Here is a 25322-nt window from a genome sequence, read left to right as displayed (position 1 = left end):
CCCCATTATCCCGGCTTGCGACCCGTGACAACGAACTGCGGAGAAACCGCAAAGTAGTCTCCAGAGGACAGGGCGGTTTCGACCTCGCGCACCACGCGTGTTGTCGTTTCCTCGTCGATCAAGCCGCTCGCGAGGGCGTATTTTGCCAAGTTACGTATCATACCCAGCAAACGGCCATCGACATCCGGTTCTGCAACGATCTGCACATCCACGGATGCGAAGCCGGCGCGTTTGAAGACCCCGTGTAGCTTGCGCCCCATATCGGCGTGCCGGCAAGCATGCGAGGCAGCCTTGATAAACCGCCGCCAGAGGTCGTGATCGACAGGCTCGGCAACCATCATGAACCAGTCTCCGTCAACGGCGTGGGCAAGACCGCCGGGGCGCAACACCCTGTGAAACTCCTGCAATGTGGCAACCGGGTCATCGACATACATGATAGCGTTGCGCGCGCATATCCGGTCAAGCGCTCCGTCCTTTAGGGGTAAGTGGCTGCCGTCGCTCTCATGCACCGACACACGACCTTGCAGCCCTGAACTGCTTGCATTGCCGAGCGCCATTTGCAGGAATTCCCTGTTGATATCGAACGCGTGCACATGGCCCGCAGCGCCGGCTTGACGGGCAAGCTCCACCGCGATCTTGCCGGGGCCACACCCGAAATCGCCAATCACCTGCCCTTTTGCGATCAACGCGGGCTCGAATAGCCGCGCAGTCAGGGCATCCCAGCCAAATCCATCTCGGTAGCCCGTCATCCGGTCAGGATCGATGGTCTTCCAATGGTCCTTGTAAAACGGATCTGTTCCCATGCGCGGCCCCTGACGCCTAAACCGGACGTCCAAAGGCTACGAGGTAAGTTGCCAAAGGTCGAGAAGCGGTTGCATTGCGCGGCCGCGCTCGGGCCGTCTATTCTGCTGCGACCTGTCCCTCGACCTTTTCGACACGCACCGCCGAGAACTTGAACTCGGGGATTTTACCAAAGGGGTCTATCGCCGGATTCGTAAGGATATTGGCGGCGGCTTCGACATAGGCAAAGGGTACAAACACCATATCGGGTGCGACCGCGCGGTCCTCACGCGCCATGATCGTGATGCTGCCACGCTTGGTTGTCAGGCGCACATGCTCCCCCGGTGCTACGCCTAACTTGCGCAAGGTCGACGGATGCAGCGAGCAGTTTGCTTCCGGCTCCAATCCATCCAGCACCGATGAACGGCGCGTCATCGAACCTGTGTGCCAGTGCTCCAGTTGCCGGCCGGTGGTCATGATCATGGGAAAGTCCGCATCCGGCACGTCGTCAGGGGCGATGACCGACGCAGGCGTAAAACGCGCGCGTCCATCCGGGCGCGGGAAACCGTCGCCGAAAACGATCGGCTGGCCGGGGTCATCGGGGCTGAGCGACGGGTAGGTCACGGCGTTCTCGCCTTCCAGACGCTCCCACGTGATGTTGGACAGGCTGCGCATGTTCTGTTTCATCTCGGCAAAGACATCTGCCGGGCTGTCGTAATCCCAAGCCAGCCCGAGTCGTTTGGCCAGTTCCACTTCGATCCACCAGTCTTCGCGGGCGTCACCCGGCGGTGGAACGGCGGGCCGGCCCATCTGAACCTGCCGGTTGGTATTGGTGACCGTGCCGGATTTTTCTGCAAAGGCCGAGGCCGGCAGAATGACATCTGCATAATTGGCCGTTTCGGTAATAAAGATATCCTGCACCACCAAGTGATCGAGCTTGGCAAGCGCTGCACGCGCATGCTCGACGTCAGGGTCGGACATCGCCGGGTTCTCGCCCAGCACGTACATCCCCTTGATCTTGCCCTCGTGCACAGCGTCCATGATCTCGGTCACGGTGAGGCCGCGTTCGTTCGAGAAATCAGCCGAGCCCCACACCTTGGTAAAGGCTGAGCGGACACCGTCGTCCGTAACCGGCTGGTAGTCAGGCAGGAACATCGGAATAAGACCCGCATCAGACGCCCCCTGTACATTGTTCTGCCCGCGCAGCGGATGCAAACCGGCGCCAGGCCGCCCGACTTGACCGGTCATCAATGCCAAAGAAATCAGGCACCGCGAATTGTCTGTGCCGTGAATGTGCTGACTGACACCCATGCCCCAGAAGATCATTGCCGACTTGGCCCCCGCAAAAGTACGCGCCACGTCTCGCAGAACATCCGCCTCGATGCCGCAAATGCCTTCCATCGCCTCGGGGGTAAAATCGGCCAGATGAGCCTTTTCGGCATCCCAGTTTTCTGTATAGGCGTCGATGTATTGCTGATCGTATAGCCCTTCTTCCACGATCACATGCATGATGGCATTCAGCATCGATACGTCCGCGCCCGGGCGGAATTGCAACATATGGCTGGCAAACCGCTTCAGCGCCTGACCCCGCGGATCCATAACGATCAGCTTGCCGCCTCGTTTGGCGAATTGTTTGAAAAAGGTCGCCGCGACCGGATGGTTCTCGATCGGGTTTGCCCCGATCACAATCGCGACGTCGGCATTTTCGATCTCGTTGAACGTCGCCGTAACCGCACCGGAGCCGACGTTTTCCATCAACGCCGCGACCGAAGATGCGTGGCACAAGCGGGTACAGTGGTCGACGTTGTTGTGCCCAAATCCCTGCCGGATGAGCTTTTGGAACAGATAAGCTTCTTCGTTCGTGCACTTTGCCGACCCGAAACCCGCAATTTCGCGACCCCGGCCCTTCATCCCGGCTGCGGCAAAATCAAGCGCCTCATCCCACGAAGCCTCACGGAAATGCGTTTCCCAGTTGGCAGGGTCGACGTTCAGCCCCTTTTCCGGCGCATCCTCACGGCGGATCAGCGGCGTGGTCAGACGGTGCGGGTGGTGAATGTAATCAAACCCGAAACGCCCCTTGACGCAAAGCCGCCCCTCGTTGGCCGGACCATTGATGCCTTCGACGTATTTGACCTTGCCGTCCTTCACCTTCAGCGACACCTGACAACCGACACCGCAGAACGGGCAGATGCTTTCGACCTCATCGTCGTAATCCCCGCTGTCGCCAACCTGGTTCTCGTCAACCACGGTTGCGGGCATAAGCGCTCCGGTCGGGCAGGCCTGAACGCATTCGCCGCAGGCCACACAGGTGGATGCGCCCATCGGGTCGGCCATGTCGAACGTCGGGTAACTGTCGTGCCCCCTGCCCGACATGCCGATGACATCGTTGACCTGCACCTCGCGGCACGCGCGAACGCACAGCCCGCACTGGATACAGGCGTCGAGATTGACACTCATGGCGACATGGCTGTCATCGAGCAACGGGATACGGCCCTCTTCCAGCTTGGGGAAGCGGCTCTCCGTCACGCCATTCATGGCCGCCATGTCCCACAAGTGGCTGGACTTGTCATGTGCCGCATCCTGCGCAGGCTGATCGGCAACCAGCATCTCGACCACCATCTTGCGCGCGTTTTCGGCTCGGGCCGAATTGGTGGTCACGACCATGCCGTCCTGCGGCGCGCGAATACAAGAGGCAGCAAGCGTGCGCTCGCCTTCGATCTCCACCATGCAGGCCCGACAGTTGCCATCGGGCCGGTAGCCCGGTGCAGGCTTGTGGCACAAATGCGGGATCACCAGACCACGGCCGTTGGCCACTTCCCAAATGGTCATGCCCGGCTCGGCAGTAACCTGCTGCCCGTCCAGCGTGAATGTAATCCGCTCGCCCATTGTCGCGCACTCCTGAGATCTCGCGGAAACTATAGAAAACATTCGTCCCCGGCTGGAGTCCCAATCCCGACACGTCAGGCCGGATTTGCGCCACTGCTGTTTCCAATGCGCACCCGCCGATCACTATCGGCGCTCTTTCACTTTGCCAAAAAAACTCCCGCCGGAGGCATCCCACCCTTTCAAAGAGCCCCGCCCTGACCTAGTTGTGCGGAACAACAAACAAAGGCTCGCATGTCCCATATCACACTCATTCGGCACGGGCAGGCCAACTCCGGCGCCACCGACGAAGCCAGCTATGACCGGCTTTCCGATCTGGGCCGCCAGCAGTCCGCATGGCTCGGAGCGCATTTGCAGGCGCATGGCCAGCATCATGCGCGGCTGTATACCGGCACGCTGACCCGCCACATCCAGACCGCTGACGCAATGGGCATAGATCTCGAACCGGTGCGCGATGCGCGCCTGAACGAGTTGGAATACATGACACTGGCGCGCGCCCTGGAAAAAGAGCAAGGCGTCCCATTTCCCACCGATCAGGCAGCTTTTACCAGCCACCTGCCGATGCTTTTTGCGGCTTGGCAACGTGGCGAGATCGCAGGGGCACCCGAAACATTCGACGCTTTCGAACAGCGGATCACCGACGTTCTTTCAGAAATTGCACAAGGCGACGGGCCAGCGCTGGTAGTGACGTCGGGCGGGCTGATCTCCTGCGCGATGCGGCAGGTGCTGCGGCTTGACATTCAAGGCATGGCGCAGCTCGCGTTGGCGATCTACAACACCTCCCAACACCGGCTGTTCCCGATCGGCGGCCGGCTGTCTCCGACGATGTTCAACGCCATTCCACATCTCGAAGACCCTACGCGCCATCACGCGCAAACCCACGTCTGAAAAGGAAGACTTGATGCGCCTCTATTACGCTCCCGGCACGATATCAGTGGCCGTTGCCATTGCTCTGCATGAAGCCGGTATTGCCTTCGAATCCACCCGCCTGAGCTTTGCAGACGCTGACCAGACCAAACCGGAGTATCTGGCCATAAATTCAAAAGGCCGTGTCCCATCGCTCGAAACCCACGGGCAAATCCTCACCGAAACAGGCGCCTTGCTTGAGTATATTGCCCAGATTGCGCCCGAGGCTGGCCTTGTGCCAGCAGACGCTCTGGCTGCCGCACATATGCGCAGCGTGATGTACTATATGGCATCAACGATGCATGTGAACCACGCCCATAAGATGCGCGGCAGCCGCTGGGCCGACGCCGCACAGAGCCATGCGGATATGACCGCCAAGGTCCCGCAAACCATGACCGCCAGCGCCCGATACGTCGAGGAGGAATGCCTGCGCGGACGCTTCGTTCTGGACGCGGCTTTCTCGCTGGCGGATCCCTATACCTTCGTGGTGTGCAACTGGCTTGAAGGGGACGGTGTCGACGTTTCGGCCTTTCCCAGGCTTTCCGCCTTTCTGGACACCATGCGCGCACGGCCTTCCGTCGGGAAAGTCATCGCCGCAGGTATGCTGCCGGCATGACACATCTTTGGGTCCGCGCCGAGCAACGCGACAACGAAACGCGCACGGGTCTGACACCCGAGGGGGCGCGCCGTCTGACGGATGCGGGGATCACCGTCACGGTAGAACACAGCCCCACGCGCGTTATTCCGGATGCCGATTACCGCGCTGCGGGCTGCGAGATGGCACCGGAAAACAGCTGGCCCGACGCACCGCAGGATGCCATCATTTTCGGGCTCAAGGAACTTCCCGAAGAAGACACCCCTCTCAGGCATCAGCACATCATGTTCGGCCACGCGTTCAAGGGCCAGCCCGCAGGTCTGCGCCTTCTTCACCGTTTCAAGGCTGGCGGCGGCACTTTGCTGGATCTCGAGTACCTCACCGATGCCAACGGGCGACGGGTGGCTGCCTTTGGTTATTGGGCGGGCTATGCCGGCGCGGCGGTGGCGCTCAAATGCTGGGCCGCGCAACAGCAGGGCAAAATGTGCGGATCTGTTTCAAGCTACGACAGTTCGACCCACCTGCTCGCCGATCTGCAGACCGACCTGATGGCGACGGGCACGCACCGCCCCACTGCGCTGATCATCGGTGCGCTGGGGCGGGTCGGCTCGGGCGCGGCTGATCTGTGCACCGCGATGGGCGTGGCCTGCACCCGCTGGGACATGGCAGAGACGGCCTCGGGTGGCCCCTTTAGCGAGGTGCTGGCACATGACATGTTCTTCAACTGTATTCTGGCGCGTCCCGGCACACCGGTTTTTGTACCCGCAGACACACCATCACGCCCCCGCAGGCTGAGTGTTATTGGCGACATCGCTTGCGATCCGGACAGCGATTTCTCTCCGGTCAGGGTATACGACCGGACCACGACGTGGGAGGCGCCAGCATTACGCGTCGCCGAGACCCCCGTACTCGACGTGACGGCCATCGACAATCTGCCCTCGATGCTGCCCAGAGAAAGCAGCGAGGACTTTGCCGAACAACTGCTGCCAACCCTGCTGACGTTGCACGTGAACGGCCCCGTCTGGCAACGTGCGCGCGCGCTCTACGAGGATCACATCGCCAGACTGTGAGGCCGGTGTAATATTCAGGAGAATATTCGGTAGTAAAGCCAGTCAGGCAGAAACTGACTGCCGCGGAAAACAAGGGAAAACAGCCACGGAAAGCTCTTTTTAAAGCTGCGGCTGTTCATATGCGCAAACATCGCTTCTGCCGCCTCGTCGGGCTCCATGATAAACGGCATATGAAAGTCGTTCTTTTCGGTAAGCTGGGTTTTGATGAAACCCGGGTTGGCGACCTGTACCTCCACACCCGTGCGGCGCAAATCGGCATACATGCACTCCGCAAGCGACAAGGTCGCTGCCTTGGACGCCGTATACCCGATTGAACCTGGCAGACCACGAAAAGCGGTCAGGCTGCTGGTGATGACGATGTGCCCGTCGTCGCGCGAAACAAATTGCGGCACGATGCGCCCCATGACCCGGACAAGGCCGGTAAAGTTGATATCGGCCATCGCGGTGGCCTGATCCGCATCCCATTCGTCCGCGCCGAAGGGCCAGTATACGCCAGCCAGAAACACGACCCCGTCAAGCTGGCCAACGGCCGCGGCCGCTTTTGTCACGCTTTGATCGTCTGACACATCAACTGTCTGATACGAACCTTTGTTGGGCAGGCTGTCTACGAGATCACGCAGCTTGTCCTCCGAGCGTGCGGAGACGATCACATGGGCGCCCGCGGCGCTCATGCGACGGGCCAGTGCAGCACCCAAGCCGTCGCTGGCCCCGACCAGCCAGTACTTTTTGCCTTGCCACTGTCGCATCAGGCCTCCTTGGGCCGCATGGTCGCCACAAGTTCGGCAACTTTTATGCCGAATTTGCGGAACTGCGACCTGTTCATGATCGTCCCGTTCGGCGTCAGGTACATCCAGTCAACAGTGTTGAGCACATGGCCACCCGACGTTTCAGGCAGGCGAATGTCATATCGCAGCAACACGGTGCCCCCCATCTGGCGGCCTACACCTTTGCCGACCACATCCGGCGCTTGCGCCGTGATCGCGCCGTTCTCGCCAAGGGTCAGATGCCATTCACGATCCTGAATGCTGCCATCGTCATAGACAAAACGCTCTTTCATTACGCCGTTGTCACCGTCCCACGACGCATCAAAATCAGCGACAAACCGGCTACTCACACGCCCCAGCGGGCCATAGATCACGCCTTCGCACAAAATCGGCCCGTTCAGATGCTGCCGGATATCAAACGGGTGCGTATCATCTTCGTAATCTTCCGGTTTCTGCGCCCGGAAATCCCACACAACAGACCGTAGCCATACAAGCGCCAAAGCAAGGACAAGGCCCAAGAAAATATAGAACCAAACCTCCATAACTCAGGTCTCCTTCAGGTCAGTTGAAAGTAGCAGCGCAATCGCGATGAGCTTGAGCCCGCAAGGCACAGCGGCGTACAAAATGGTAAGCAGTTCCAACGCTTCAACGGGATTATTGGTCGCACCGCTCTGAAAGCCGGCCCGTTCCAGCATTGGCAGCAAAGTGACCGCGGCAAATGCCAGCGTGAGCTTGGAGACAAAAGACCACAACCCGAACCCTTCGGCTGCCGAAGGTGAAATTTTTGCCATACGTTCCGCGAAGATGGCAGGCAACAGCGTCAGATCGGCGCCCAGCGTTGCGCCTGAAGCCAGACAAATAACGCCAAAAAGAAGCCAGTCACCCGGCCCCAGCGTCAGTGCCATCGCAAACGACAGAATAGCCAGTACCATCGCCACAAGCAGGACCGGGCGCGTCCCGTACTTTTCGGCCAGTGCCCCCCACAGCGGTGCGGCCACGGCGGCAGAAAGGAAAAACACCAGCAAAAGCGGCCCTTCAAAGCCGGGCGCTTGCAAACGGCTTTCGACAAAGTACAAAAACAGTGTCGAACTGACCGCGACAGGTGCGGCATTCACCAGCGCAATCAGCAAAAGCCGACGCGCAAGGCGATCCTCAACAACTGTGCGAATACCGGTAGATGCGCCCATACCGCGCGTACTCCACTCCGGACGCATGGCCACCCATGCGGCAAGGGCCAGCACGGCGAAGCCCACGGCAAAGCCGGCAAAGGGTGCCTGGGTCGCAGCACCAAGGGCGACCGGCGCCACCGCGGCTACGCATACTCCGGCCAAAGCACCGCCTTCGCGCCAGCGCGCGAGACGCAGGTGGCCTTGGCCCGTCATGGCGCCCGCTTTCGCGACGCCCTGAGCGTAAAAATTTATTGTCAGAAAGCTGAATGACGAAAAGACAAGTGTCAGTGTGAGAGCAAACCACCAGAGCGGCGGCAGCATCGGCGGCACCGCAAAAAGCGCCAGCATAGCGCCGGCGAGGATAACGCACCCGATGGCAACGACCGTACCACGGTGATCACGGGTCTTTTCCGCCAAACGCCCCAGCAATGGATCCTGCACGACATCCAGCAATCGCAGAACAAAAAGCACCGATGCAAGCGCCGTGAGTGACACGCCATAATTGTCATCGTAAAATTTGGGCGCGTGGATGTAGATCGGCAAACCGGCGGCAGCGAGAAGCGCGGCAAAAAGTGAATAAGCTGGCAGGCGGTTTGAGGTACTCATTACCGTGACACCTCCTCGGAGGGAGCGGGGGGGCGTGTCCGGTAGATCGCGCCCTTGATCCAAAGCTTAAGCGCCTGCCAGTGAATTAGTGCCAATACACGACGCGCGCCAAAGGGTCTGCGCCACATCGACTTTACGATACCTGCGTTGCTAAGCGGCTTGCGCTTGCCCGTGAGCGTTGCGATCAACCCGCCTTTCGCCTGCGCGTAGTCAATCCAGATCCCGATGCGTTCGTCGTTTATGTCAAACCTGAACGTGTACCCGCCGGACACCGGCTGAAATGGCGATACGTAGAAAATCTTTGTCGCCTGCAACGTGTCGCTGGGCGCGATCGGTCGCCGATCGGCGTGGGCGCAGAGATAGCTGTGGCGCTCTCCGAAAGTATTTGAAACCTCGGCAATCACACAGACCAACGCCGCATCAGGACGACGACACAGCCAGAAGCTGACCGGATTGAACACATGCCCCAGCACACGCGGTTGCGCCAAAAGTTCGATTTTGGCGACATCTCTAATCTGGTGTTCCTGCAGCACCGCGCGCACCCAAGCAGCCCCGCTGCCCTTCCCCGGCGCGCCCCCGTGATCAGTATCCCATAGGGACGTCAGGCCCCTGCGGTTGCGTGCAAAAAGCGCAGGCGTCGCCAGATCATCCGACTCCGCATCAAGCAACACATAATCAACGGAGTAGCGGAACGCGTTACTGACCGCGCCCTTTCGCCCGTGATAGGTTTGACCCGCGATATGATCCACGGTTTGCGTCATTCAGCGGCAATCTCCGCAATCTCGGTCGCGCGCAAACTGCGCACAACATCCACCGCACTGGACAGCCCGTCCTCATGAAAACCGTTTTTCATCCATGCCCCGCAGAACCAGGTGTTCTGCTGACCGTTAAAGGCAGCAACCTGCTTTTGCGCCTCCAACGCACCAAGATCATAGACCGGATGGCGCAGTGTTACTGTATCGTAAATCAAATCCTCACGGATGTGCCGCTTTGTATTCAGCGTTACGAAATGTGGATCATCCTGCGGGATCGGCTGAAGCGAGTTCATCCAGTAAGTCAGGTCAATGCGCTCTGACTGTGCATTACGGTCCTCGGTATACACCCAGCTTGCCCATGTTTTGCGGTTTTTCGGCATCAGGCTTTCATCTGCATGCAGCACGATATCGTTGGGCTGATAGGCGATGGCGCCCAGCGCCGCTGCTTCGTCCGCCCGCGCATCCGCCAGCAAGCTCAGACTGTCGTCTGAGTGTGTGGCAAAGATAACATGGTCGAACATCTCCTCTTCGCCGCCCCAAGGCCGCACAAAAACCTTGCCCGCTGCGCGACGCACCGACTGCACTGCAGCCCCTGTGCGCAGATCGACACCAAAGCCTGCCAACGCTGCTTCCAGCCGCTGAACATACTGGATGGACCCACAATCAACCGTGTACCACTGATGCTGGCCGTAGGCGTTGAGCAGGGCGTGGTTCTCAAAGAAGCGGATCATCGCGTAGGCAGGAAACTCGAGGATCTTTTCCGTCGGCGTCGACCAGATCGCGCCAGACAGAGGCAGCAGATAATGGTCGCGGAACCAGTCACCGGTTCCCAACACCTTCAGAAACTCGGCAATAGTCAGCGTTTCGTCCTGCGCCACCTTCACCGCGTCGCGGTTAAACAGGAAAATATCCCGCACCATCCGCAAGAAACCCGGAGACAGCGCATTGCGTCTTTGGGCAAAGAGCGCATCAAGCGATGTCAACGCATACTCCAGCCGCCCGCCATCAATCGAGGCACCAAAGCTCATGTTGGATTCGGTCACAGGTACCGATAGCTGTTCGAACAGCGCGGTCATGTACGGATAGTTTTGCTTGTTAAAAACAATAAAACCCGTGTCGACCGGTTGATCGCCGTTCTTGCCCGCCATTTTAGTTCGGGCGTGCCCGCCCAACCGCGCCTCTGCCTCAAACAGGGTCACATGATGGGTTTTCGCGAGCATATGTGCAGCGCCCATCCCGCTGATTCCACCGCCGATTATTGCAACGCGTGCTGCATGTTCGGGCGCGGCGTAAGCTGGAAGTCCGTCCAGCGCCAAAGCTTCAAATGGCATGAATTACTTTCTGAGTCCTGTTTTCGTTTAGTCTTTTCTACGGTGCTCGTGCCTTGTTGGATGCAAATGCAATTAAACAAACTTTTTATGATCCAATCGCAGTCTGATGGCGTAGCTAGTACATGTGTGCAAGTGTCAACTTAGAGCGACAGTACGAAGGTGCAACGCAAACAGCCGTTGTAGCCCTGTCGCGCGACGTATTTATGAACGATTCGAGGCCAGCTCGAGCGATGGCAAGTGATGCAAAGAAGCGAATGATGTGGGTAGGCCACATGGTTCGCATCAGAGACCAGAAAGACCGGGCAGCTTTTACAGAGTTGTTCGATCATTTCGCTCCGCGTGTGAAAGGGTTTTTGATGAAATCCGGCGCTGACGCGACGCTTGCGGAAGAGTGCACGCAGGATGTGATGGCAGCCTTGTGGCACAAGTCGCATCAATTCGACCCATCGCGGGCATCCGTGGCGACATGGATTTTCACGATCGCTCGGAACCGAAAGATAGACTTGCTGCGCCGACAGCGCAGACCCGAACCAGAGGACCTCGGCTGGGGTCCTGAAGAAGAACCAGATCAGGCAGAAGTTCTTAGCCTGCAACAAGAAACGGAATTGCTGGGAAGCGCCATCGAGGCACTGCCCCTGGCCCAACGGGAATTGATAGAAAAGGCGTTCTTTGGGGATTTGACCCATAGCGAAATCGCCGCTGAAACCGGTCTGCCGCTTGGCACGATCAAATCTAGGATACGACTGGCGCTGGAACGACTGCGCCACGCAATGAAGTGATAAAAAGATGAGTGGTAAATCGATAAAACATCACCTGAACGATGCCGTGCTGATGGCCTATGCCGCAGGCACCTTGCCAGAGGCATTTAACTTGATCGTCGCGTCGCATGTGTCGCTTTGCGATGAATGTCGCGCCCGCAGTGAAAGCTTTGAGGTGGTCGGCGGCGAATTGCTGGATCGCGACACCCGGGCAGACCTGTCCGAAGACTGCCTCGCGGCAACGCTTGCCCTGATCGAAGGTGGCGCGCCGCAAGAGGAAAAGCAGATCACTGTAGACGGTGGCGTGTTGCCGCAACCGCTCCAGAATTATGTGGGTGGTGATCTCGACGCGATTAAATGGAAACCTGTCGGCATGGGCGTCAAGCAGGCTATCCTCCCAACGTCAAAGGACGCGACCGCCCGCCTTTTGCTTATACCGGCCGGTATGGCTATGCCCGATCACGGCCACCACGGGACTGAGATGACCATGGTTTTGAAAGGCGCATTTCAAGACGAAGATGACTATTTCGCGCGCGGAGACGTAGAGATCGCGGACAGTGACATGCACCATACGCCGGTCGCGGACATTCACGAGGATTGCATTTGCCTCGCGGTCACCGACGCGCCGTTGCAGTTCGACAGTCTGATCCCCAAGATCGCGCAACGCTTCTTGCGCATCTAATCTGTCAAAGACGTATCTCGAACGGTTCGAGGCGTGGCCAATCAAAGGTCACGCCCGTACCTGGCACATCGGGCGCCACAGCGCGCGCATCCTCGACGACCAAAGGCCGTGTCGTATAACGGTCGATCGGAAAACTGTGAACCTCGAGCCACCCGCCGTGCTCTTGCGCGGACACAAGGCTGACGTGCAACTCCTGCATCCCGTGGCTGCACACCGCGATATTGGTGCCACGTGTTAGTTCTGCAACTTGCAGCCATCCCGTGATACCTCCGCAATTCGATGCGTCGGGCTGGATGAAGGACAACCCGCTCTGAGCGACGGCCATCTCGAATTCATGGATCGTGTGCAGATTTTCCCCTTGGGCAACTGACATGCCGGTTGCCTCTGCAATGCGGGCGTAGCCTGCATAATCATCGGGAATAATCGGCTCTTCGAACCAAAGGATATTCTGATCTGACACAGCGCGCGCGAGCTTGATCGCCTGATCAACACTGAGAGAGTAGTTGGCATCGATCATGAATGCCGCATCCGGACCAATTTGCTGACGGACCGCTTTGATACGTGCAATATCGTCCGCCATGTCAGGCTGGCCAATCTTGATCTTTACAGCGTTGAGACCCGCATCCAGATATCCCTGAACATGGCTCAGCAGCTTTGGCAGCGGAAAGGCAAGGTCGATCCCGCCGCCGTAGGCCTTGCAGGTCTTGCCTGCCGCACCCGCCATTTGCCACAAGGGTTGTCCTTTGGCCTTTGCGCGCAGATCCCAAAGGGCGATATCGACAGCAGATACTGCGAAACTCAGGATACCACCGCGCCCGACATAGTGCATATGCCACTGCATCGCCTCGTATAGCGCTTCGACCTCTTCCGCCTCATGTCCAACCAGAAACGGCGCCAGATCGTGCGTGATCAGCGCAACAGTCGCGTGCCCCCCGCGCCCGCCGTTGTAGGTATACCCGGTCCCTTCGCGGCCATCCTCCAAGGTCACCGTGACGGTCATAAGATGGAAATGCGTGTGAGTCCCATGTTTGGCGTCTACAAGTACTTCATCCAGTGGCACATTGAACAGTCTTGCGCGTACCGAGGCGATCCTGCTCATGTCACATATCCGCGCATTCCGGCACAGCACTGATGACTGTGCCACTGTTGAGATGCTGCAGCAGGTTGTCCACCGTCAGCGCACCCATTGCAGCCCGCGTTTCGATAGTGGCGCTGCCAACGTGCGGCAGCAGTACGACATTTGCGAGTTCACGCAACGCTTGGGGGACTTTCGGCTCCGCCTCAAACACGTCCAAACCAGCCCAGCCCAGCCGTCCGTCTTGCAAAGCAGAGATCAACGCTGTCTCATCCACAACAGACCCGCGGCTCACGTTGATCAGGGTTCCCTGCGGACCCAGCGCATCCAGCACTTCGCGGTTGACCAGCTTGTTGGTTGCAGGGCCTCCCGGCGTGATACAAATCAGGCAATCGATATCGCGCGCCATTTCCACAAGGCTGTCATAATAGGTGTAGCTGACATCCTTGGGAGAGCGAGAATGATAGACGATCTTTGCATTGAAGGGCGCAAGTTTATCAGCGATTGCCTGTCCGATCCGGCCCAGACCAAGGATGCCCACGGTTTGATTATCTACAGACCGTGTGAGCGGCGCGTTGCCCTTGGCTTCCCAGTCACCTGATCTGACCCACGCGTCATCGCGCAACAGTTCGCGATAGCACGCCATCATCAGCATCACAGCTGTTGTCGCAACTTCGGCGTTGAGCACGTTTGGCGTATGTGTGACCATGATGCCGCGCGCCTTTGCGGCTTGGACGTCAATCGCGTCGTATCCCACACCGTAACAACTGATCATTTTTAGATTTGGCAATCCGGCCATGACGTCAGGCGGCACCCCATCGTGACCGTTGGTCGCCACATGCGTGATCTTGTCGGCCGGATACGCACCATCGGCAACCTTGTGTATCGTGAATGCCTGCTCCAGCCGCTCTTTCATCACATCGGTAATCCCGCCGATTTGCAACAGGTCCGTCATTACACATCCTCTTTCACGTTTTGCCGTTGGCTGCCCAATCCTTCAATACTTAGCTCCATGACATCGCCGGCCTTGAGGTACACCGGATCGGGTTTGATCCCGTCACCAACGCCTGGAGGCGTACCAGTACTGATGACATCGCCCGGATACAACGTGAACAAATGGCTGAGATGTTCGATAATTTCCGCTACCGAAAAAATCATTGTCGCCGTGTTTCCGGTCTGCATCTGCTTGCCATTGACAGACAGAGACATCGCCAGAGCCTGCGGGTCAGGCACTTCGTCCCTTGTCACGAGCCACGGACCGGTCGGCCCGAAGGTGTCGCAAGACTTGCCCTTGGTCCACGTGCCGGTAAGCTGCATCTGAAAGTGACGCTCGGACACGTCATTGCACACGCAGTAGCCGGCGACATAGTCAAGCGCGTCTTCCTTGCTGATGTACTTGCCCTGCTTGCCGATGACGACGCCAAGCTCCACTTCCCAATCACCGCGCTTTGATCCGCGCGGCAAAACCACATCATCGTTTGGCCCAACGATTGCGGAATTCGCTTTCATGAACAGAATGGGGTGCTCTGGAATAGGCAGCCCTTGTTCTTCCGCATGGTCCCGGTAGTTCAAGCCGATGCACATGTATTTGCCTATGCTGCCTACACACGGCCCGATGCGTGGCACGCCATCCAGCTGCGGCAGCCCGGCCGGGTCAAGCGCCCGCAACCGGTCAAGCGCAGCATCCGAAAGAGTGCTGCCATCAATATCGGCAACGTGATCCGACAGGTCGCGCAAAACGCCATCTGCATCCATCAGGCCCGGTTTTTCTGATCCGGCAGCGCCGTAGCGTACAAGTTTCATGGTCTCTCCTTAAAACCGGCGGCACGCAGCCGCGCTTAGTGATTATCGCGCGGCATGAACCGGCGCGAGATGTCCTGATACTTGTCGGCATCTTCAAGGATCATACCCTGATCGAAACGGCCCACTTTCTCGCGGAAGTACTGCTGCCAAGGCGACTGGCTCTCTGGCGCGTCATACCCGCCTTCTGCCTCGAAACGTCGTGCGCGCTCGGCAAGCTCATCCAGCGGAACAAGCATGTCCGCTGTGCATTTGTTCAAATCGATCCGCACCCTGTCGCCGTTTTGCAGCAGCGCCAGCCCGCCACCGGCAGCTGCTTCCGGCGATGCATTCAGGATCGACGGGCTTCCCGAGGTGCCCGATTGCCGCCCGTCGCCCACGCAAGGCAGCGCCTCGACGCCCTTCTTCAAAAGGTACGCAGGGGGCCGCATGTTCACCACCTCGGCACCACCGGGATATCCCTTTGGGCCAGCGCCGCGCATAAACAGGACGCAATCCTCGTCTATGCCCTCAGCCGGGTCATCAATGCGATGATGAAAGTCCTCGGGCCCGTCAAACACCACAGCGCGGCCTTCAAAAGCATTCAGGTCATCTGGGTTTGACAGGTACTTCGACCGGAAATTGTCGCTGATAACGCTGGTTTTCATAATCGCACTATCAAACAAATTACCCGTCAGGTTTATGAACCCTGCCTGCGGCTTCAACGGAGCAGTGACCGGCTTGATGACCCTCTCGTCGGCACTGCGCAGCGCCCCACAGTTCTCTGACATCGTTTTACCGTTTGCAGTCAAGGCGCCAGGGTGCGGCAACAGGTCTGCTGCCAGCAATTCGCCGACAACAGCCGGGACACCGCCTGCATGCTGGTAATCTTCGCCAAGGTATTCCCCAGCGGGCTGCAAATTGACCAGCAGCGGTACGTCATGCCCATGCGCTTGCCAGTCGTCGTTGTCGAGTGGCACGCCAAGATGACGCGCAATCGCGTTGAGATGAATGGGCGCGTTGGTCGATCCGCCGATCGCCGAGTTTACGACGATCGCATTCTCGAAGGCCTCACGCGTCATGATATCCGACGGGCGGAGGTCTTCCCAAACCATGTCGACAATCCGGCGGCCGGTCTCATAGCTGATCTGCCCGCGCTCACGATAGGGGGCCGGAATTGCAGCAGCGCCCGGCAACTGCATGCCCAGCGCCTCGGCCAGAGAATTCATGGTCGTGGCTGTGCCCATGGTGTTGCAATACCCGACCGAAGGAGCCGAAGACGCGACAAGTTCCATGAACCCATCGTCATCGATCTCACCGGCAGCGTGCATCTCGCGTGCCTTCCAGACGATCGTCCCCGACCCTGTCCGCTCCCCTTTGAACCAGCCGTTCAGCATGGGGCCCACCGACAGCGCAATCGCAGGGATGTTCACAGTCGCAGCAGCCATCAAAAGTGCCGGTGTGGTCTTGTCGCACCCGATGTTCAGCACAACCCCATCCAGCGGATAGCCAAAGAGCGTCTCGACAAGCGACAAATACGCAAGATTGCGGTCAAGCATCGCGGTCGGGCGCTTGCCAGTCTCCTGTATAGGATGCACCGGTATTTCAATGCAGGTGCCACCGGCGGCAATGATACCGTCGCGCACCCGTTTGGCCAGTTCAATGTGATGACGGTTGCACGGGCTCAGATCGCTGCCCGTTTGCGCTATCCCGATGATTGGCTTGCCCGATTGCAACTCTGCGCGGGTCAGCCCGTAGTTCAGGTAACGCTCGAGATACAGAGCGGTCATCTCCTGATTGTCGGGATTCATGAACCATTTGCGCGAACGTAGGTCAGACTTCTTGATCATAGTGCTCTTTCACTTTGCAAAATAAACTCCCGCCGGAGGCTTCCGTCACTGGCCAGACCACCCGCCGTCGATGATATGTGGATGACCGGTGGTAAAGGCGCTTTCATCGCTGGCAAGATAGACAACGAGCGCCGCAATCTCTTCGGGCGCCGCAACACGTCCCATCGGCTGCCGCGCCACGAATTGTTGCATCGCTTGTTCTTTGCTGCCCAGCTTCTCGCCAAGGGCCTCGACCCGCGCATGCCAACTGGGGCTTTCCACGGTCCCGGGGCAAATCGCGTTACACCGGATGCCTTGTGCGATGTAATCCACCGCAATGGATTTCGTCAGGCCGATGACTGCCGCCTTGGTCGCTCCATACGTGAACCGATTTGGCGCTCCGATGACACTCGACACCGCCGACGACATATTGATGATCGAGCCCGATCCGCGCGACAGCATGCCTGGCAATGCCGCCTGAATGGTACGCAGCATCGAGCGGACATTCAGATCGAATGCAAAGTCCCATTCCTGCGCCGTTGTGTCCAGAATGGTGCCATGATGAACAAAGCCGGCACAGTTGAAAAGCACATCCGGCTGGGCGCGCGTGACACCCTCGGCGACACTGTCGTCACTGAGCACATCAAGTTCGAAAATCTCGATATTTTCGTGATTCGCACCCCGAATCGAAGATAGCGCGGTCGCGTCGATATCGGTTGCAAATACCTGGGCACCCTGCGCGGCCATTGCCAGCGCCGAAGCGCGACCAATGCCCTGACCAGCGGCTGTCACCAGCGCCCTTTTTCCTTTAAGCCTCTGACCTTGCAAGATTTCCCCCCAGTTCTTGCACCTCTCACATCCGCTGGTCCGGTGGAACCGGAGCCGCGGGCTTCACGCAAAATCAGTGCAGATTTCAACAAAAAACACACCGACGGGCTGGCCCGGGCGCGGCTTTCAGTTAGCGTAGGACAAGCAGAGCAGAATGGCTACTGCTTTAACCCAAGCGAAAGAACGGAGCGTCGACACCATGTCATCCCCCCGCAAGATTACCCTCATCGGCACCGGGCTGATGGGCTTTCCAATGTCACAAAATCTTTTGCGGGCTGGCCACAAGCTTACTGTGTGGAATCGCAGTGCGGCGCGTGCCGAGCCATTGGTGCGCGACGGGGCCATACTGGCGACTTCGCCCGCAGAGGCCATCGCGGATGCCGAGTTCATCATCACAATGCTCTCGGACGGATTTGCAACCGAGGCCCTCTTATCGGATCCAGATGTCCGTGCCGCGTTGAAGCCCGGCATGATCTGGCTCGACATGTCGAGCGCCAAGCCTGCGCATGCGCGCGAGCAATCGGCCTTGCTGGCAGAAATGGGTGTTGCGCATATTGACGCCCCCGTATCGGGCGGAACGAAGGGTGCTCAAGCCGCGACGCTTGCCATCATGGCGGGCGGCGAAGCAGAAACTTTTGCCGCCGCCGAGGAAGTGCTTGGCGCAATGGGCAATCCCGTGCATGTCGGACCTTCCGGCGCAGGTCAGCTTTCGAAACTGGCAAACCAAACCATCGTGGCCGTAACCATTTCGGCCGTGGCCGAGGCGATGCTGCTTGTCTCCCAAGGCGGCGCCGATCCTGCTGCGGTGCGCCGCGCCCTAAAAGGCGGATTCGCGGATAGCACCATATTGCAGCAGCATGGAAAACGAATGACCGAAGGCGATTTCGAACCGGGTGGTTTGACCAAATTTCAGGTGAAAGACCTCAACAACACGCTGGACGAAGCAGCGGAGCTGAACCTCGAGCTGCCCGCCACGCAATCGGTGCGTGACCGCTTCCAGCATTTCATCGACGCAATGGACGGCGCGGAAAAAGATCACTCCGGACTTTATCTGGAACTCAAGGCAAGAAACGGATTTTAATATGACAAAGGTACTCGTCATCGGTGGCGGCGGCATGGTCGGCCAGAAACTGGCACACAGGCTGGCCGGCCACGGGTTGGAAGGGCATGGCGACCTTGAGGTCACGCTTTTCGACATGGGATTCCCTGCCAATAGCGCGCCAGGCAAACAGATCACCGGCAACCTGACGGATCAGGCCAAAATTGACGCCCTTGCGGCAGACAGGTTTGACATCATCTTTCACCTCGCCGCAATCGTCTCTGGCGAATCCGAGACAAACTTTGACCTTGGCTGGTCGGTGAACATGATGTCGATGTGGCGGTTTCTCGAAGCGTTGCGCGCTCAGAACATGGCGTCTGGCGGAGAGTATGTACCAAAACTGGTTTTTACGTCGTCCATCGCAGTTTTTGGCGCCCCCTACCCCGACAAGATCGGTGACGAGTTTCTCTCGGCGCCGCAGACGAGCTACGGCGCGCAGAAAGCGATCTGTGAATTGATGATCACGGACTTTAGCCGAAAAGGGTTCATCGACGGGATATCGATTCGCCTGCCAACGATTTGTGTGCGCCCCGGCAAAGCCAATCTGGCGGCGTCGTCGTTCTTTTCAGGGATCATCCGCGAACCGCTGAACGGCATAGAGGCGATTCTGCCGGTGCCAGATACGGTACGGCATTGGCACGCTTCGCCGCGCGCGGCCGCGCAATTTCTCACCCATGCCGCCACGCTGAATACCGACAGGCTGCAGGGGCGTCGCGCACTCAGCCTGCCCGGTGTAAGTTGCACAGTGGCCGAGCAAATCGAAGCCTTGCGCAGAGCAGCCGGACAAGATGCAGTCGACTTGATCAAACCTTTGCCGGACCCGGCTATCATGAAGATTGTTGACGGCTGGCCGCGGGATTTCGACCCGCAAAGGGCAATTGCTCTGGGATTTCAGGCTGAAAGCAGCTTTGACGAAATTGTGCAGACCTACATTACCGAGGACTTGCCCAACACCGGTTCCTGAGTGCGGTTTGCCGGATCCAGATGGCGTGCAAGGTGGTCGTGGATTTTTTGTTTGGTCAGCTTTTTGTCACCGGCCAGCGCTGCCACCATGATCTGGTAGTGCTGTTGGATGTTATCCGAGATGAACGTAAATTCGCGATCCGCAACCATGAGCTGCTGACGAAACCGGAAGAATATCTGCTGATGCGTGTCTTTCAGCGTTTGAGACCCGCATGAAGAGATCAGGGTTTCATGAAATTCCCGCTCTGCCTTGAACCAGATGTCGACATATTCGGATGGATCATCCGATGTGTTGATTCGTTTTTCGATATGGCTCAACTGATGGTGTACTGCCGTCAACCGGGCCTCCCAGGCGACGCCTCCGCGACTGATCGACATCGCAGTGCCCTCGCCTTCCAAGAGAATCCGCAAGTGCGTGAGTTCGGCCAAAAGCTCGGGAGACTTGTTCGGAACACGGAACCCCCGTTGCTCCTGAAAATCTACAAGCCGTTGTGTAGAAAGACGAAAAAGCGCTTCGCGAACGGTGCTGGCAGAACAGCCGTAATCGTGCTTTATTTGCTCTGCGCGCAGCTTGGCACCGTGATCGAACCCGTTTGAGATCAATCTGTGCTGCAGATCTTTAAAGATGTCGGTGTCTTGCGTCATGGATGCCCCGAAACCATTCGGGCAGACTAACAGCAAAATTTCGGTAATCTACAAAAATCTCGAAATTTTCTAAAAAAACAATTTTTTGTTGCGCCGAAGGAATGTGCCGCCTAACGTTTCGTCAGCGTACAAAGAAAACGAGGCCGCAAGGTCTCTGACAAACAGCGCGCTCAACGTCTGGGAGGACAATATGAAAATCATGAAGAAGGCGGCATCAGTCGCCGCCGTTGCTGCGCTGGCAGCAACAACAGCGTTTACCGCTTCTGCTCAAACGACAACCCTGCGGATTCAAACGCACTACGCGCCTGAAACCGTCTCGGGTCAGTTGGCGGCACAGTACGTGCAAGACATCACCGACATGTCGAACGGCGAAATCAACGTGGAAATGTTCTATTCCTCGTCGGTTGTTAAATCCGTTGAAACGTTCGATGCGGCATCCACAGGCATTCTTGACTGTGACATGACCGGTGGTGGCTATCAGACTGGTAAGAACTCTGCATTCCAGTTCGTAGGCGACATCATGGGCGGCTATGACACGCCATACCAACAGCTGAGCTGGCTGTATTTCGGTGGCGGCAAGGAAGCTGCGGCACCTCTGTACAACAAGTACGGTATGGAGCTGATTGGCTGGTGGGTATACGGTCAGGAGAGCTTTGCCTCATCCAAGCCGATTGCAAAGGTCGAAGACTTCAAAGACTGGAAATTCCGTTCGCCCCCCGGCATGGAAACCAAGATCTTTGAAAAACTGGGCGCATCGCCCATCGTGATGGACTTCACCGAGATCTTTACAGCTCTGGAAACAGGCATCATCGACGGTGCGGACGCTTCCGGTCTGGCAAACAACGTCGGTCTGGGTCTGTATGACATCGTTAAGTATGCAAACTTCCCCGGCTTCCACTCGATGCCATCTGACCACCTGGCGTGCAACAAGGCCGTGTTTGACGCGATGCCTGCACACCACCAGAAGATCATGAAGGTAGCAATGGAGGCACTGGCGCTGCGTACCGCGCTGACGTTCGAGAAGAAGAACGCCGAAGCGGCCGCTCAACTGCGTGAGCAAGGCGTAACCTTGTCTCAGTGGGCACCAGAAGAGCTTGCCAAGTTCCGCGCAGCGGCACAGGCCACATGGCCAGAGTTTGCGGACACACCAGAAGCAAAAGCACTGGTCGATTCGCACCTCGCATATCTTGAGCAACTCGGCCTCAAGCAATAAGCCATCAACAAACGAGACCCCGCCTTATTTTTGGCGGGGTCTTTCCGTCTAAAGCCCGGGCTTTCATCGTCTCGCGGCCTGATTAGCGGGGGACACGATGAACGAAAAATCCGGAAGCTTGATTGAGTGGCTCATCCCACTTGCCTTTATCTTATGCGCAGGGTGGATCATCTGGCACATGCCAGCATTCACACTAAGCTGGTTCCCACCAAAGGACCCGTCGCAGTTTGACAAACTCAGCGCTCTGTTCTTAAGGGTCGACGTCACCCCCGACCTTGGCGGGTTGTTTGGCGGATATGCTGATGCCATGGACTGGGCTGCGCTTTTGCTGATTCCGGTTTTTGGTTTTATCGGTGTCCGCACCGTGCGGCGTGCCCCTATGGAATTTGAAAGCTGGCGGGCGCTCGACCGGTTGGCCGTTTTCATCGGACGGGTCACTATGATGCTGATCGTGGTGCTGTGCAGCGTCATGATCTACGAAGTCATCCTCCGCTATATTTTTGAAGCTCCTACTCTTTGGGCAAATGAGATGTCCTTGTGGCTTGCCGGCTTTGTGTTTCTTTGCGCTGGCCTTTACGCCATGCAGCAGCGCAGCCACATTCGCATCTTCTTGATCTACGACATGCTGCCGCGCGGACTACAGCGTACGTGCGACGTGATCTCGACGTTTCTGATCGTGATGTTCTCTTTCTTTCTGTTTTATGGCGGCTACGGCGAAGCCTTTGACAAATTCTATCGTTGGGAAACCTTCGGGACAGCTTTTGACCCGCCCATCCCCGCGACGCTCAAGCCGATGGTGTTGCTGGTCGTGGCGCTGGTTGCGGTTCAGGCGGTGATCAACTTGATATCGGACTGGAATGCGGAGCCGGTGATACACACCGCTGCCGATGACATCGATCAGGATGAACTGGAAAAACTCAAGGCCGCTGTCGGCTCAGAAGGCGTAGGGGATCAAGACGTGACCCGTGGCTCAATCCAACAAACAACGCCGAGGAACAGCTGATGGATATCGGAACAATTTCGCTGGTCCTCATGCTGGGGCTTGTTCTGCTGCTGGCAATTGGCATGCCCCTTGGCTTTGCCTCCGCGATTCTTGCGGTTGCTGTACTCGTAATGAAATTCGAACCACAGTTGATGACTGCGCCGTGGACGTTCGGGGAAGGTATACTGACCGGACGCCCCGGATCGGGGCCACTGAATATCCTCGCTCAGCGAATATACGGACTCTTAACAGACTATGTCCTCATATCCATTCCGCTGTTTATCTTTATGGCGGCCCTGCTCGAACGCTCGGGTGTCGCCAAGGACATGTACTCTTCGCTGAACGTCTGGCTGAACCGCACACGCGGCGGGATCGCCATCGTCACGTCGATCATGGCGGTAATCATGGCTGCGATGTCCGGCATCATCGGCGGCGAGGTTGTTTTGCTTGGTCTAATCGCCCTGCCGCAGATGCTGCGGCTCGGCTATAACCAGAACCTCGCAATCGGCACGATCTGTGCTTCGGGCTCGCTCGGCACAATGATCCCGCCATCGATTGTCCTGATTATCTACGGCCTGATTACCGAAACATCGATCAAGGCTCTCTTTACTGCCTCGTTCCTGCCAGGGTTCATGCTGGCCAGCTTTATCATCATATACATCATCATCCGTACGCAGATGAACCCGGACCACGCACCGCTGCCCGAACCCGTTGAGGGTGAGCCACAAGGCTTCGAGAAAGCCAAACTGTTCGCAGCTTTCCTGTGCGTCCTGCTGGCTGGCTTTTCTACGGCGCTTTTCCTGCGCGCTCTGTTCTTTGAGCTGAGCGGACAAAACTTGACCAATACCGGCGACGCCTTTGCCTATGGTACCGCGGATTATCTGCCCTGGTTTGGCGGCTTGGTCGCCTTTGCCTTCGTGATGATGTTCGTTGTGCTGGGACGCGCGCGGACTGCCTTGGGCTGGAAACTCGGCAAGGGCCTCGTGGCCCCCATCGTCGTCATCGGTGTTGTCATGGGGTCTATCTACGGCGGCATCACCGGCATCACCGAAGCGGCAGGCATGGGCGCACTCGCCGTTCTCATCATCGCCATCTTCCGTGGTGAGGCCAGTTTCGAACTGGTCTGGGACAGCCTGATGCGCACCTTGAAGTCTACGGGAACAATCATCTGGGTGACCATTGGTGCCACGGCACTGGCGGGGGCCTATACGATTGCCGGCGGCCCAACATATGTCGCGGACTTTATCGTCGGTTCGGAATTACCGACCATGGGGATCATCCTGATGATGATGCTGATCCTGCTCTTTATGGGGGCGTTCATGGATTGGGTCGGAATCGTCTTGCTGATCATCCCTGTGTTCCTGCCTATCGTTCAGCGGCTGCCCATCGAAGAAATCGGGCTTTTGGGCGAGTTGAACCCGCGCCATGTGGCGATCTGGTTCGGCGTGGTTTTCTGTATGAACATGCAGGTAAGCTTTTTGTCACCGCCCTTTGGACCAGCTGCTTTCTACCTGAAGTCGGTGGCGCCTCCTCATATTTCGCTGACCGATATCTTCCGCGGCTTCCTGCCTTTCATCGGCATTCAGCTTTGCGCGTTGTCCGTTTTGCTGATCTGGCCGCCTATCGTTTCCATTCTGCTCTAGCGGCGAAAGGATCATAACGTGCTGACACAAGCCCAGATCGACAGCTTTAACAAAGACGGCTATCTGGTCGTTCCGGATGTTGTGCCTGCAATCACGGTCGATGCCGTGGCGCAAGAGTACAGCGATCTGATGGATGCACTTTACGCGCGGTGGTGGTCTGAGGGGCTTGTCTCACAAGATCCGGCCAGTCTAAGCTTTTGGGACAAGCTGCGCGTCAGCTATGAGGCTGGGTGCGACTGGTTTCAACCAATGGACATCAGCCTGCCCGGAGACGAGATCACCGAAGAGACGCCGATGCACTTTGGGCCGGCGGTGTTTGATCTGGTGCGCTGTGACGAGATCCTCGACATCGTCCAGAGCCTGATCGGACCAGAGATTACTTCCAACCCGATCCAACACGTCAGGATCAAACCGCCCGCGCCTTCGCTGGCGCAGGACGAAGTACGGGCGCATATCACCCAAACCGACTGGCACCAGGACCGTGGCGTCGGTCTGCAAGAAGCGGATCAAACCGAAATGATCACGGTTTGGGTCGCAATGACGGATGCGACCATCGACAACGGGTGCCTTCAGGTGGTGCCGCGCCAGAATGACCGAATGCTTCCTCACTGTCCCAAAAAACAGACAGCGATCGCTGATGGTTTCGTCGATATCGATCAGGCTGTGCCGCTACCGGTCACAGCTGGCGGCATCGTTCTGCTGCATCCGCTGACACCACATGCCTCCCTGCCCAACAGCACATCTGATTTCCGGTGGTCCTTTGACCTGCGCTATAATGTTACGGGTCAGCCCACGGGCCGCGCACATTTCCCGGAGTTTGTCGCGCGTAGTGCGGTCGATCCGGGGCAAATGCTGACCGACTGGCGCAAGTGGCTTCAGATGTGGGAAGACGCGCGCGCCGCTCTTGCTGCGCAAACGCACATCCCGATCCACCGCTGGCAAAGTGACGCGCCATTCTGCGCCTGAA

24 protein-coding genes are annotated in these 25322 nt (G+C 57.9%); 11 read left to right on the top strand and 13 right to left on the bottom strand.

The genetic code is table 11. From position 1 onward, the window contains the following. Window positions 1-5: 5 nt before the first annotated feature. Together AC2D8V_RS17585 and fdhF are read right to left on the bottom strand one after the other, a co-directional pair. Complete coding sequence (locus AC2D8V_RS17585) at window positions 6-803, bottom strand: methyltransferase domain-containing protein (RefSeq protein ID WP_484734900.1); 798 nt, start codon at window positions 801-803, stop codon at window positions 6-8. 97 nt (window positions 804-900) lie between these two features. Beyond that, window positions 901-3666 (bottom strand): formate dehydrogenase subunit alpha, encoded by a 2766-nt coding sequence (fdhF, locus tag AC2D8V_RS17580; RefSeq protein ID WP_484734899.1) that lies wholly within the window; start codon window positions 3664-3666, stop codon window positions 901-903. Between the two features lie 231 nt (window positions 3667-3897). Here fdhF and AC2D8V_RS17575 point away from each other — a divergent pair, with 231 nt between their 5' ends. Genes AC2D8V_RS17575 through AC2D8V_RS17565 form a run of 3 tightly spaced genes read left to right on the top strand, consistent with a single transcriptional unit; the run spans window position 3898 to window position 6234 of the window. Next, window positions 3898-4551 carry a histidine phosphatase family protein gene (locus tag AC2D8V_RS17575; RefSeq protein ID WP_484734898.1) on the top strand — a complete coding sequence of 218 codons (654 nt, stop codon included), beginning with the start codon at window positions 3898-3900 and terminating at the stop codon, window positions 4549-4551. A 13-nt stretch (window positions 4552-4564) separates the two neighbouring features. Beyond that, the gene (locus AC2D8V_RS17570) at window positions 4565-5185 is read left to right on the top strand and encodes a glutathione S-transferase family protein (RefSeq protein WP_484734897.1); all 621 of its coding nucleotides are present in this window, start codon (window positions 4565-4567) and stop codon (window positions 5183-5185) included. Next, window positions 5182-6234, top strand: coding sequence for a saccharopine dehydrogenase (locus AC2D8V_RS17565; protein ID WP_484734896.1), 1053 nt, complete (start codon window positions 5182-5184; stop codon window positions 6232-6234). Before AC2D8V_RS17570 ends, AC2D8V_RS17565 begins: the two co-directional genes overlap by 4 nt. 14 nt (window positions 6235-6248) lie before the next feature. Here AC2D8V_RS17565 and AC2D8V_RS17560 read toward each other — a convergent pair whose 3' ends face one another. From AC2D8V_RS17560 to AC2D8V_RS17540, 5 genes are read right to left on the bottom strand one after another with little or no spacing between them, the layout of a single operon-like run. Further along, window positions 6249-6980 carry an SDR family NAD(P)-dependent oxidoreductase gene (locus AC2D8V_RS17560; protein WP_484734895.1) on the bottom strand — a complete coding sequence of 244 codons (732 nt, stop codon included), beginning with the start codon at window positions 6978-6980 and terminating at the stop codon, window positions 6249-6251. Further along, window positions 6980-7540, bottom strand: coding sequence for a DUF3833 domain-containing protein (locus AC2D8V_RS17555; RefSeq protein WP_484734894.1), 561 nt, complete (start codon window positions 7538-7540; stop codon window positions 6980-6982). Before AC2D8V_RS17555 ends, AC2D8V_RS17560 begins: the two co-directional genes overlap by 1 nt. 3 nt (window positions 7541-7543) lie before the next feature. Then, window positions 7544-8773, bottom strand: a complete 1230-nt coding sequence (locus tag AC2D8V_RS17550) for an MFS transporter (protein ID WP_484734893.1) — start codon at window positions 8771-8773, stop codon at window positions 7544-7546. Next, on the bottom strand, window positions 8773-9534 hold the full coding sequence (locus AC2D8V_RS17545) for a DUF1365 domain-containing protein (protein WP_484734892.1): 762 nt from the start codon (window positions 9532-9534) through the stop codon (window positions 8773-8775). Before AC2D8V_RS17545 ends, AC2D8V_RS17550 begins: the two co-directional genes overlap by 1 nt. Continuing rightward, window positions 9531-10859 (bottom strand): NAD(P)/FAD-dependent oxidoreductase, encoded by a 1329-nt coding sequence (locus tag AC2D8V_RS17540; RefSeq protein WP_484734891.1) that lies wholly within the window; start codon window positions 10857-10859, stop codon window positions 9531-9533. The genes AC2D8V_RS17545 and AC2D8V_RS17540 overlap by 4 nt, the downstream gene beginning before the upstream one ends. 230 nt (window positions 10860-11089) lie before the next feature. Between AC2D8V_RS17540 and AC2D8V_RS17535 the strand changes: the two genes are divergently transcribed. Both AC2D8V_RS17535 and AC2D8V_RS17530 read left to right on the top strand, forming a co-directional pair. Beyond that, window positions 11090-11638, top strand: coding sequence for a sigma-70 family RNA polymerase sigma factor (locus AC2D8V_RS17535; RefSeq protein WP_484734890.1), 549 nt, complete (start codon window positions 11090-11092; stop codon window positions 11636-11638). A gap of 7 nt (window positions 11639-11645) precedes the next feature. Next, the gene (locus AC2D8V_RS17530) at window positions 11646-12299 is read left to right on the top strand and encodes a ChrR family anti-sigma-E factor (protein ID WP_484734889.1); all 654 of its coding nucleotides are present in this window, start codon (window positions 11646-11648) and stop codon (window positions 12297-12299) included. Between the two features lie 4 nt (window positions 12300-12303). On the opposite strand, the gene AC2D8V_RS17525 is transcribed toward AC2D8V_RS17530, so the two are convergent. From AC2D8V_RS17525 to AC2D8V_RS17505, 5 genes are read right to left on the bottom strand one after another with little or no spacing between them, the layout of a single operon-like run. Then, a complete protein-coding gene (locus AC2D8V_RS17525) occupies window positions 12304-13398 on the bottom strand; it encodes a mandelate racemase/muconate lactonizing enzyme family protein (RefSeq protein ID WP_484734888.1) in 1095 nt (364 codons plus the stop codon). A 1-nt stretch (window position 13399) separates the two neighbouring features. After that, complete coding sequence (locus AC2D8V_RS17520; RefSeq protein WP_484734887.1) at window positions 13400-14329, bottom strand: 2-hydroxyacid dehydrogenase; 930 nt, start codon at window positions 14327-14329, stop codon at window positions 13400-13402. Further along, window positions 14329-15177 carry a fumarylacetoacetate hydrolase family protein gene (locus AC2D8V_RS17515; protein WP_484734886.1) on the bottom strand — a complete coding sequence of 283 codons (849 nt, stop codon included), beginning with the start codon at window positions 15175-15177 and terminating at the stop codon, window positions 14329-14331. The genes AC2D8V_RS17520 and AC2D8V_RS17515 overlap by 1 nt, the downstream gene beginning before the upstream one ends. Before the next feature lie 35 nt (window positions 15178-15212). Next, window positions 15213-17003, bottom strand: coding sequence for an IlvD/Edd family dehydratase (locus tag AC2D8V_RS17510; RefSeq protein ID WP_484734885.1), 1791 nt, complete (start codon window positions 17001-17003; stop codon window positions 15213-15215). A 45-nt stretch (window positions 17004-17048) separates the two neighbouring features. Beyond that, window positions 17049-17810: an SDR family oxidoreductase gene (locus AC2D8V_RS17505; RefSeq protein WP_484734884.1), complete on the bottom strand. Its 762-nt coding sequence runs from the start codon at window positions 17808-17810 to the stop codon at window positions 17049-17051. Between the two features lie 154 nt (window positions 17811-17964). On the opposite strand from AC2D8V_RS17505, the gene AC2D8V_RS17500 reads away from it, so the two are divergent. Together AC2D8V_RS17500 and denD are read left to right on the top strand one after the other, a co-directional pair. After that, window positions 17965-18891 carry an NAD(P)-dependent oxidoreductase gene (locus AC2D8V_RS17500; RefSeq protein WP_484734883.1) on the top strand — a complete coding sequence of 309 codons (927 nt, stop codon included), beginning with the start codon at window positions 17965-17967 and terminating at the stop codon, window positions 18889-18891. 1 nt (window position 18892) lies between these two features. Continuing rightward, complete coding sequence (gene denD, locus AC2D8V_RS17495; protein WP_484734882.1) at window positions 18893-19873, top strand: D-erythronate dehydrogenase; 981 nt, start codon at window positions 18893-18895, stop codon at window positions 19871-19873. On the opposite strand, the gene AC2D8V_RS17490 is transcribed toward denD, so the two are convergent. Beyond that, window positions 19837-20517, bottom strand: coding sequence for a GntR family transcriptional regulator (locus AC2D8V_RS17490; RefSeq protein ID WP_484734881.1), 681 nt, complete (start codon window positions 20515-20517; stop codon window positions 19837-19839). The genes denD and AC2D8V_RS17490 overlap by 37 nt on opposite strands. Window positions 20518-20707: 190 nt before the next feature. On the opposite strand from AC2D8V_RS17490, the gene AC2D8V_RS17485 reads away from it, so the two are divergent. From AC2D8V_RS17485 to AC2D8V_RS17470, 4 genes are all read left to right on the top strand, one after another. Next, window positions 20708-21730: a TRAP transporter substrate-binding protein gene (locus AC2D8V_RS17485; RefSeq protein WP_484734880.1), complete on the top strand. Its 1023-nt coding sequence runs from the start codon at window positions 20708-20710 to the stop codon at window positions 21728-21730. Between the two features lie 97 nt (window positions 21731-21827). Continuing rightward, a complete protein-coding gene (locus tag AC2D8V_RS17480; RefSeq protein WP_484734879.1) occupies window positions 21828-22733 on the top strand; it encodes a TRAP transporter small permease subunit in 906 nt (301 codons plus the stop codon). Further along, window positions 22733-24355, top strand: a complete 1623-nt coding sequence (locus AC2D8V_RS17475; protein WP_484734878.1) for a TRAP transporter large permease — start codon at window positions 22733-22735, stop codon at window positions 24353-24355. The genes AC2D8V_RS17480 and AC2D8V_RS17475 overlap by 1 nt, the downstream gene beginning before the upstream one ends. An 18-nt stretch (window positions 24356-24373) precedes the next feature. Then, a complete protein-coding gene (locus AC2D8V_RS17470) occupies window positions 24374-25321 on the top strand; it encodes a phytanoyl-CoA dioxygenase family protein (protein WP_484734877.1) in 948 nt (315 codons plus the stop codon). Window position 25322: the final 1 nt, after the last annotated feature.

The sequence above is a fragment of the Roseobacter sp. YIN89 genome, assembly GCF_057219365.1.
The sequence above is the reverse complement of the archived record's forward strand: the minus strand, read 5'-3'. Positions and strand labels throughout refer to the sequence as shown.

Bases quoted from the DNA above. Each gene is read 5' to 3' on its own strand.
- AC2D8V_RS17515 (WP_484734886.1), bottom strand. From the start codon at position 15,177: ATGAAACTTGTACGCTACGGCGCTGCCGGATCAGAAAAACCGGGCCTG.
- AC2D8V_RS17520 (WP_484734887.1), bottom strand. From the start codon at position 14,329: ATGACGGACCTGTTGCAAATCGGCGGGATTACCGATGTGATGAAAGAG.
- denD (WP_484734882.1), top strand. From the start codon at position 18,893: ATGACAAAGGTACTCGTCATCGGTGGCGGCGGCATGGTCGGCCAGAAA.
- AC2D8V_RS17560 (WP_484734895.1), bottom strand. From the start codon at position 6,980: ATGCGACAGTGGCAAGGCAAAAAGTACTGGCTGGTCGGGGCCAGCGAC.
- AC2D8V_RS17535 (WP_484734890.1), top strand. From the start codon at position 11,090: ATGGCAAGTGATGCAAAGAAGCGAATGATGTGGGTAGGCCACATGGTT.
- AC2D8V_RS17540 (WP_484734891.1), bottom strand. From the start codon at position 10,859: ATGCCATTTGAAGCTTTGGCGCTGGACGGACTTCCAGCTTACGCCGCG.
- AC2D8V_RS17475 (WP_484734878.1), top strand. From the start codon at position 22,733: ATGGATATCGGAACAATTTCGCTGGTCCTCATGCTGGGGCTTGTTCTG.
- AC2D8V_RS17545 (WP_484734892.1), bottom strand. From the start codon at position 9,534: ATGACGCAAACCGTGGATCATATCGCGGGTCAAACCTATCACGGGCGA.
- AC2D8V_RS17500 (WP_484734883.1), top strand. From the start codon at position 17,965: ATGGCTACTGCTTTAACCCAAGCGAAAGAACGGAGCGTCGACACCATG.
- fdhF (WP_484734899.1), bottom strand. From the start codon at position 3,666: ATGGGCGAGCGGATTACATTCACGCTGGACGGGCAGCAGGTTACTGCC.
- AC2D8V_RS17525 (WP_484734888.1), bottom strand. From the start codon at position 13,398: ATGAGCAGGATCGCCTCGGTACGCGCAAGACTGTTCAATGTGCCACTG.
- AC2D8V_RS17565 (WP_484734896.1), top strand. From the start codon at position 5,182: ATGACACATCTTTGGGTCCGCGCCGAGCAACGCGACAACGAAACGCGC.
- AC2D8V_RS17480 (WP_484734879.1), top strand. From the start codon at position 21,828: ATGAACGAAAAATCCGGAAGCTTGATTGAGTGGCTCATCCCACTTGCC.
- AC2D8V_RS17570 (WP_484734897.1), top strand. From the start codon at position 4,565: ATGCGCCTCTATTACGCTCCCGGCACGATATCAGTGGCCGTTGCCATT.
- AC2D8V_RS17555 (WP_484734894.1), bottom strand. From the start codon at position 7,540: ATGGAGGTTTGGTTCTATATTTTCTTGGGCCTTGTCCTTGCTTTGGCG.
- AC2D8V_RS17575 (WP_484734898.1), top strand. From the start codon at position 3,898: ATGTCCCATATCACACTCATTCGGCACGGGCAGGCCAACTCCGGCGCC.
- AC2D8V_RS17510 (WP_484734885.1), bottom strand. From the start codon at position 17,003: ATGATCAAGAAGTCTGACCTACGTTCGCGCAAATGGTTCATGAATCCC.
- AC2D8V_RS17530 (WP_484734889.1), top strand. From the start codon at position 11,646: ATGAGTGGTAAATCGATAAAACATCACCTGAACGATGCCGTGCTGATG.
- AC2D8V_RS17550 (WP_484734893.1), bottom strand. From the start codon at position 8,773: ATGAGTACCTCAAACCGCCTGCCAGCTTATTCACTTTTTGCCGCGCTT.
- AC2D8V_RS17490 (WP_484734881.1), bottom strand. From the start codon at position 20,517: ATGACGCAAGACACCGACATCTTTAAAGATCTGCAGCACAGATTGATC.
- AC2D8V_RS17585 (WP_484734900.1), bottom strand. From the start codon at position 803: ATGGGAACAGATCCGTTTTACAAGGACCATTGGAAGACCATCGATCCT.
- AC2D8V_RS17485 (WP_484734880.1), top strand. From the start codon at position 20,708: ATGAAAATCATGAAGAAGGCGGCATCAGTCGCCGCCGTTGCTGCGCTG.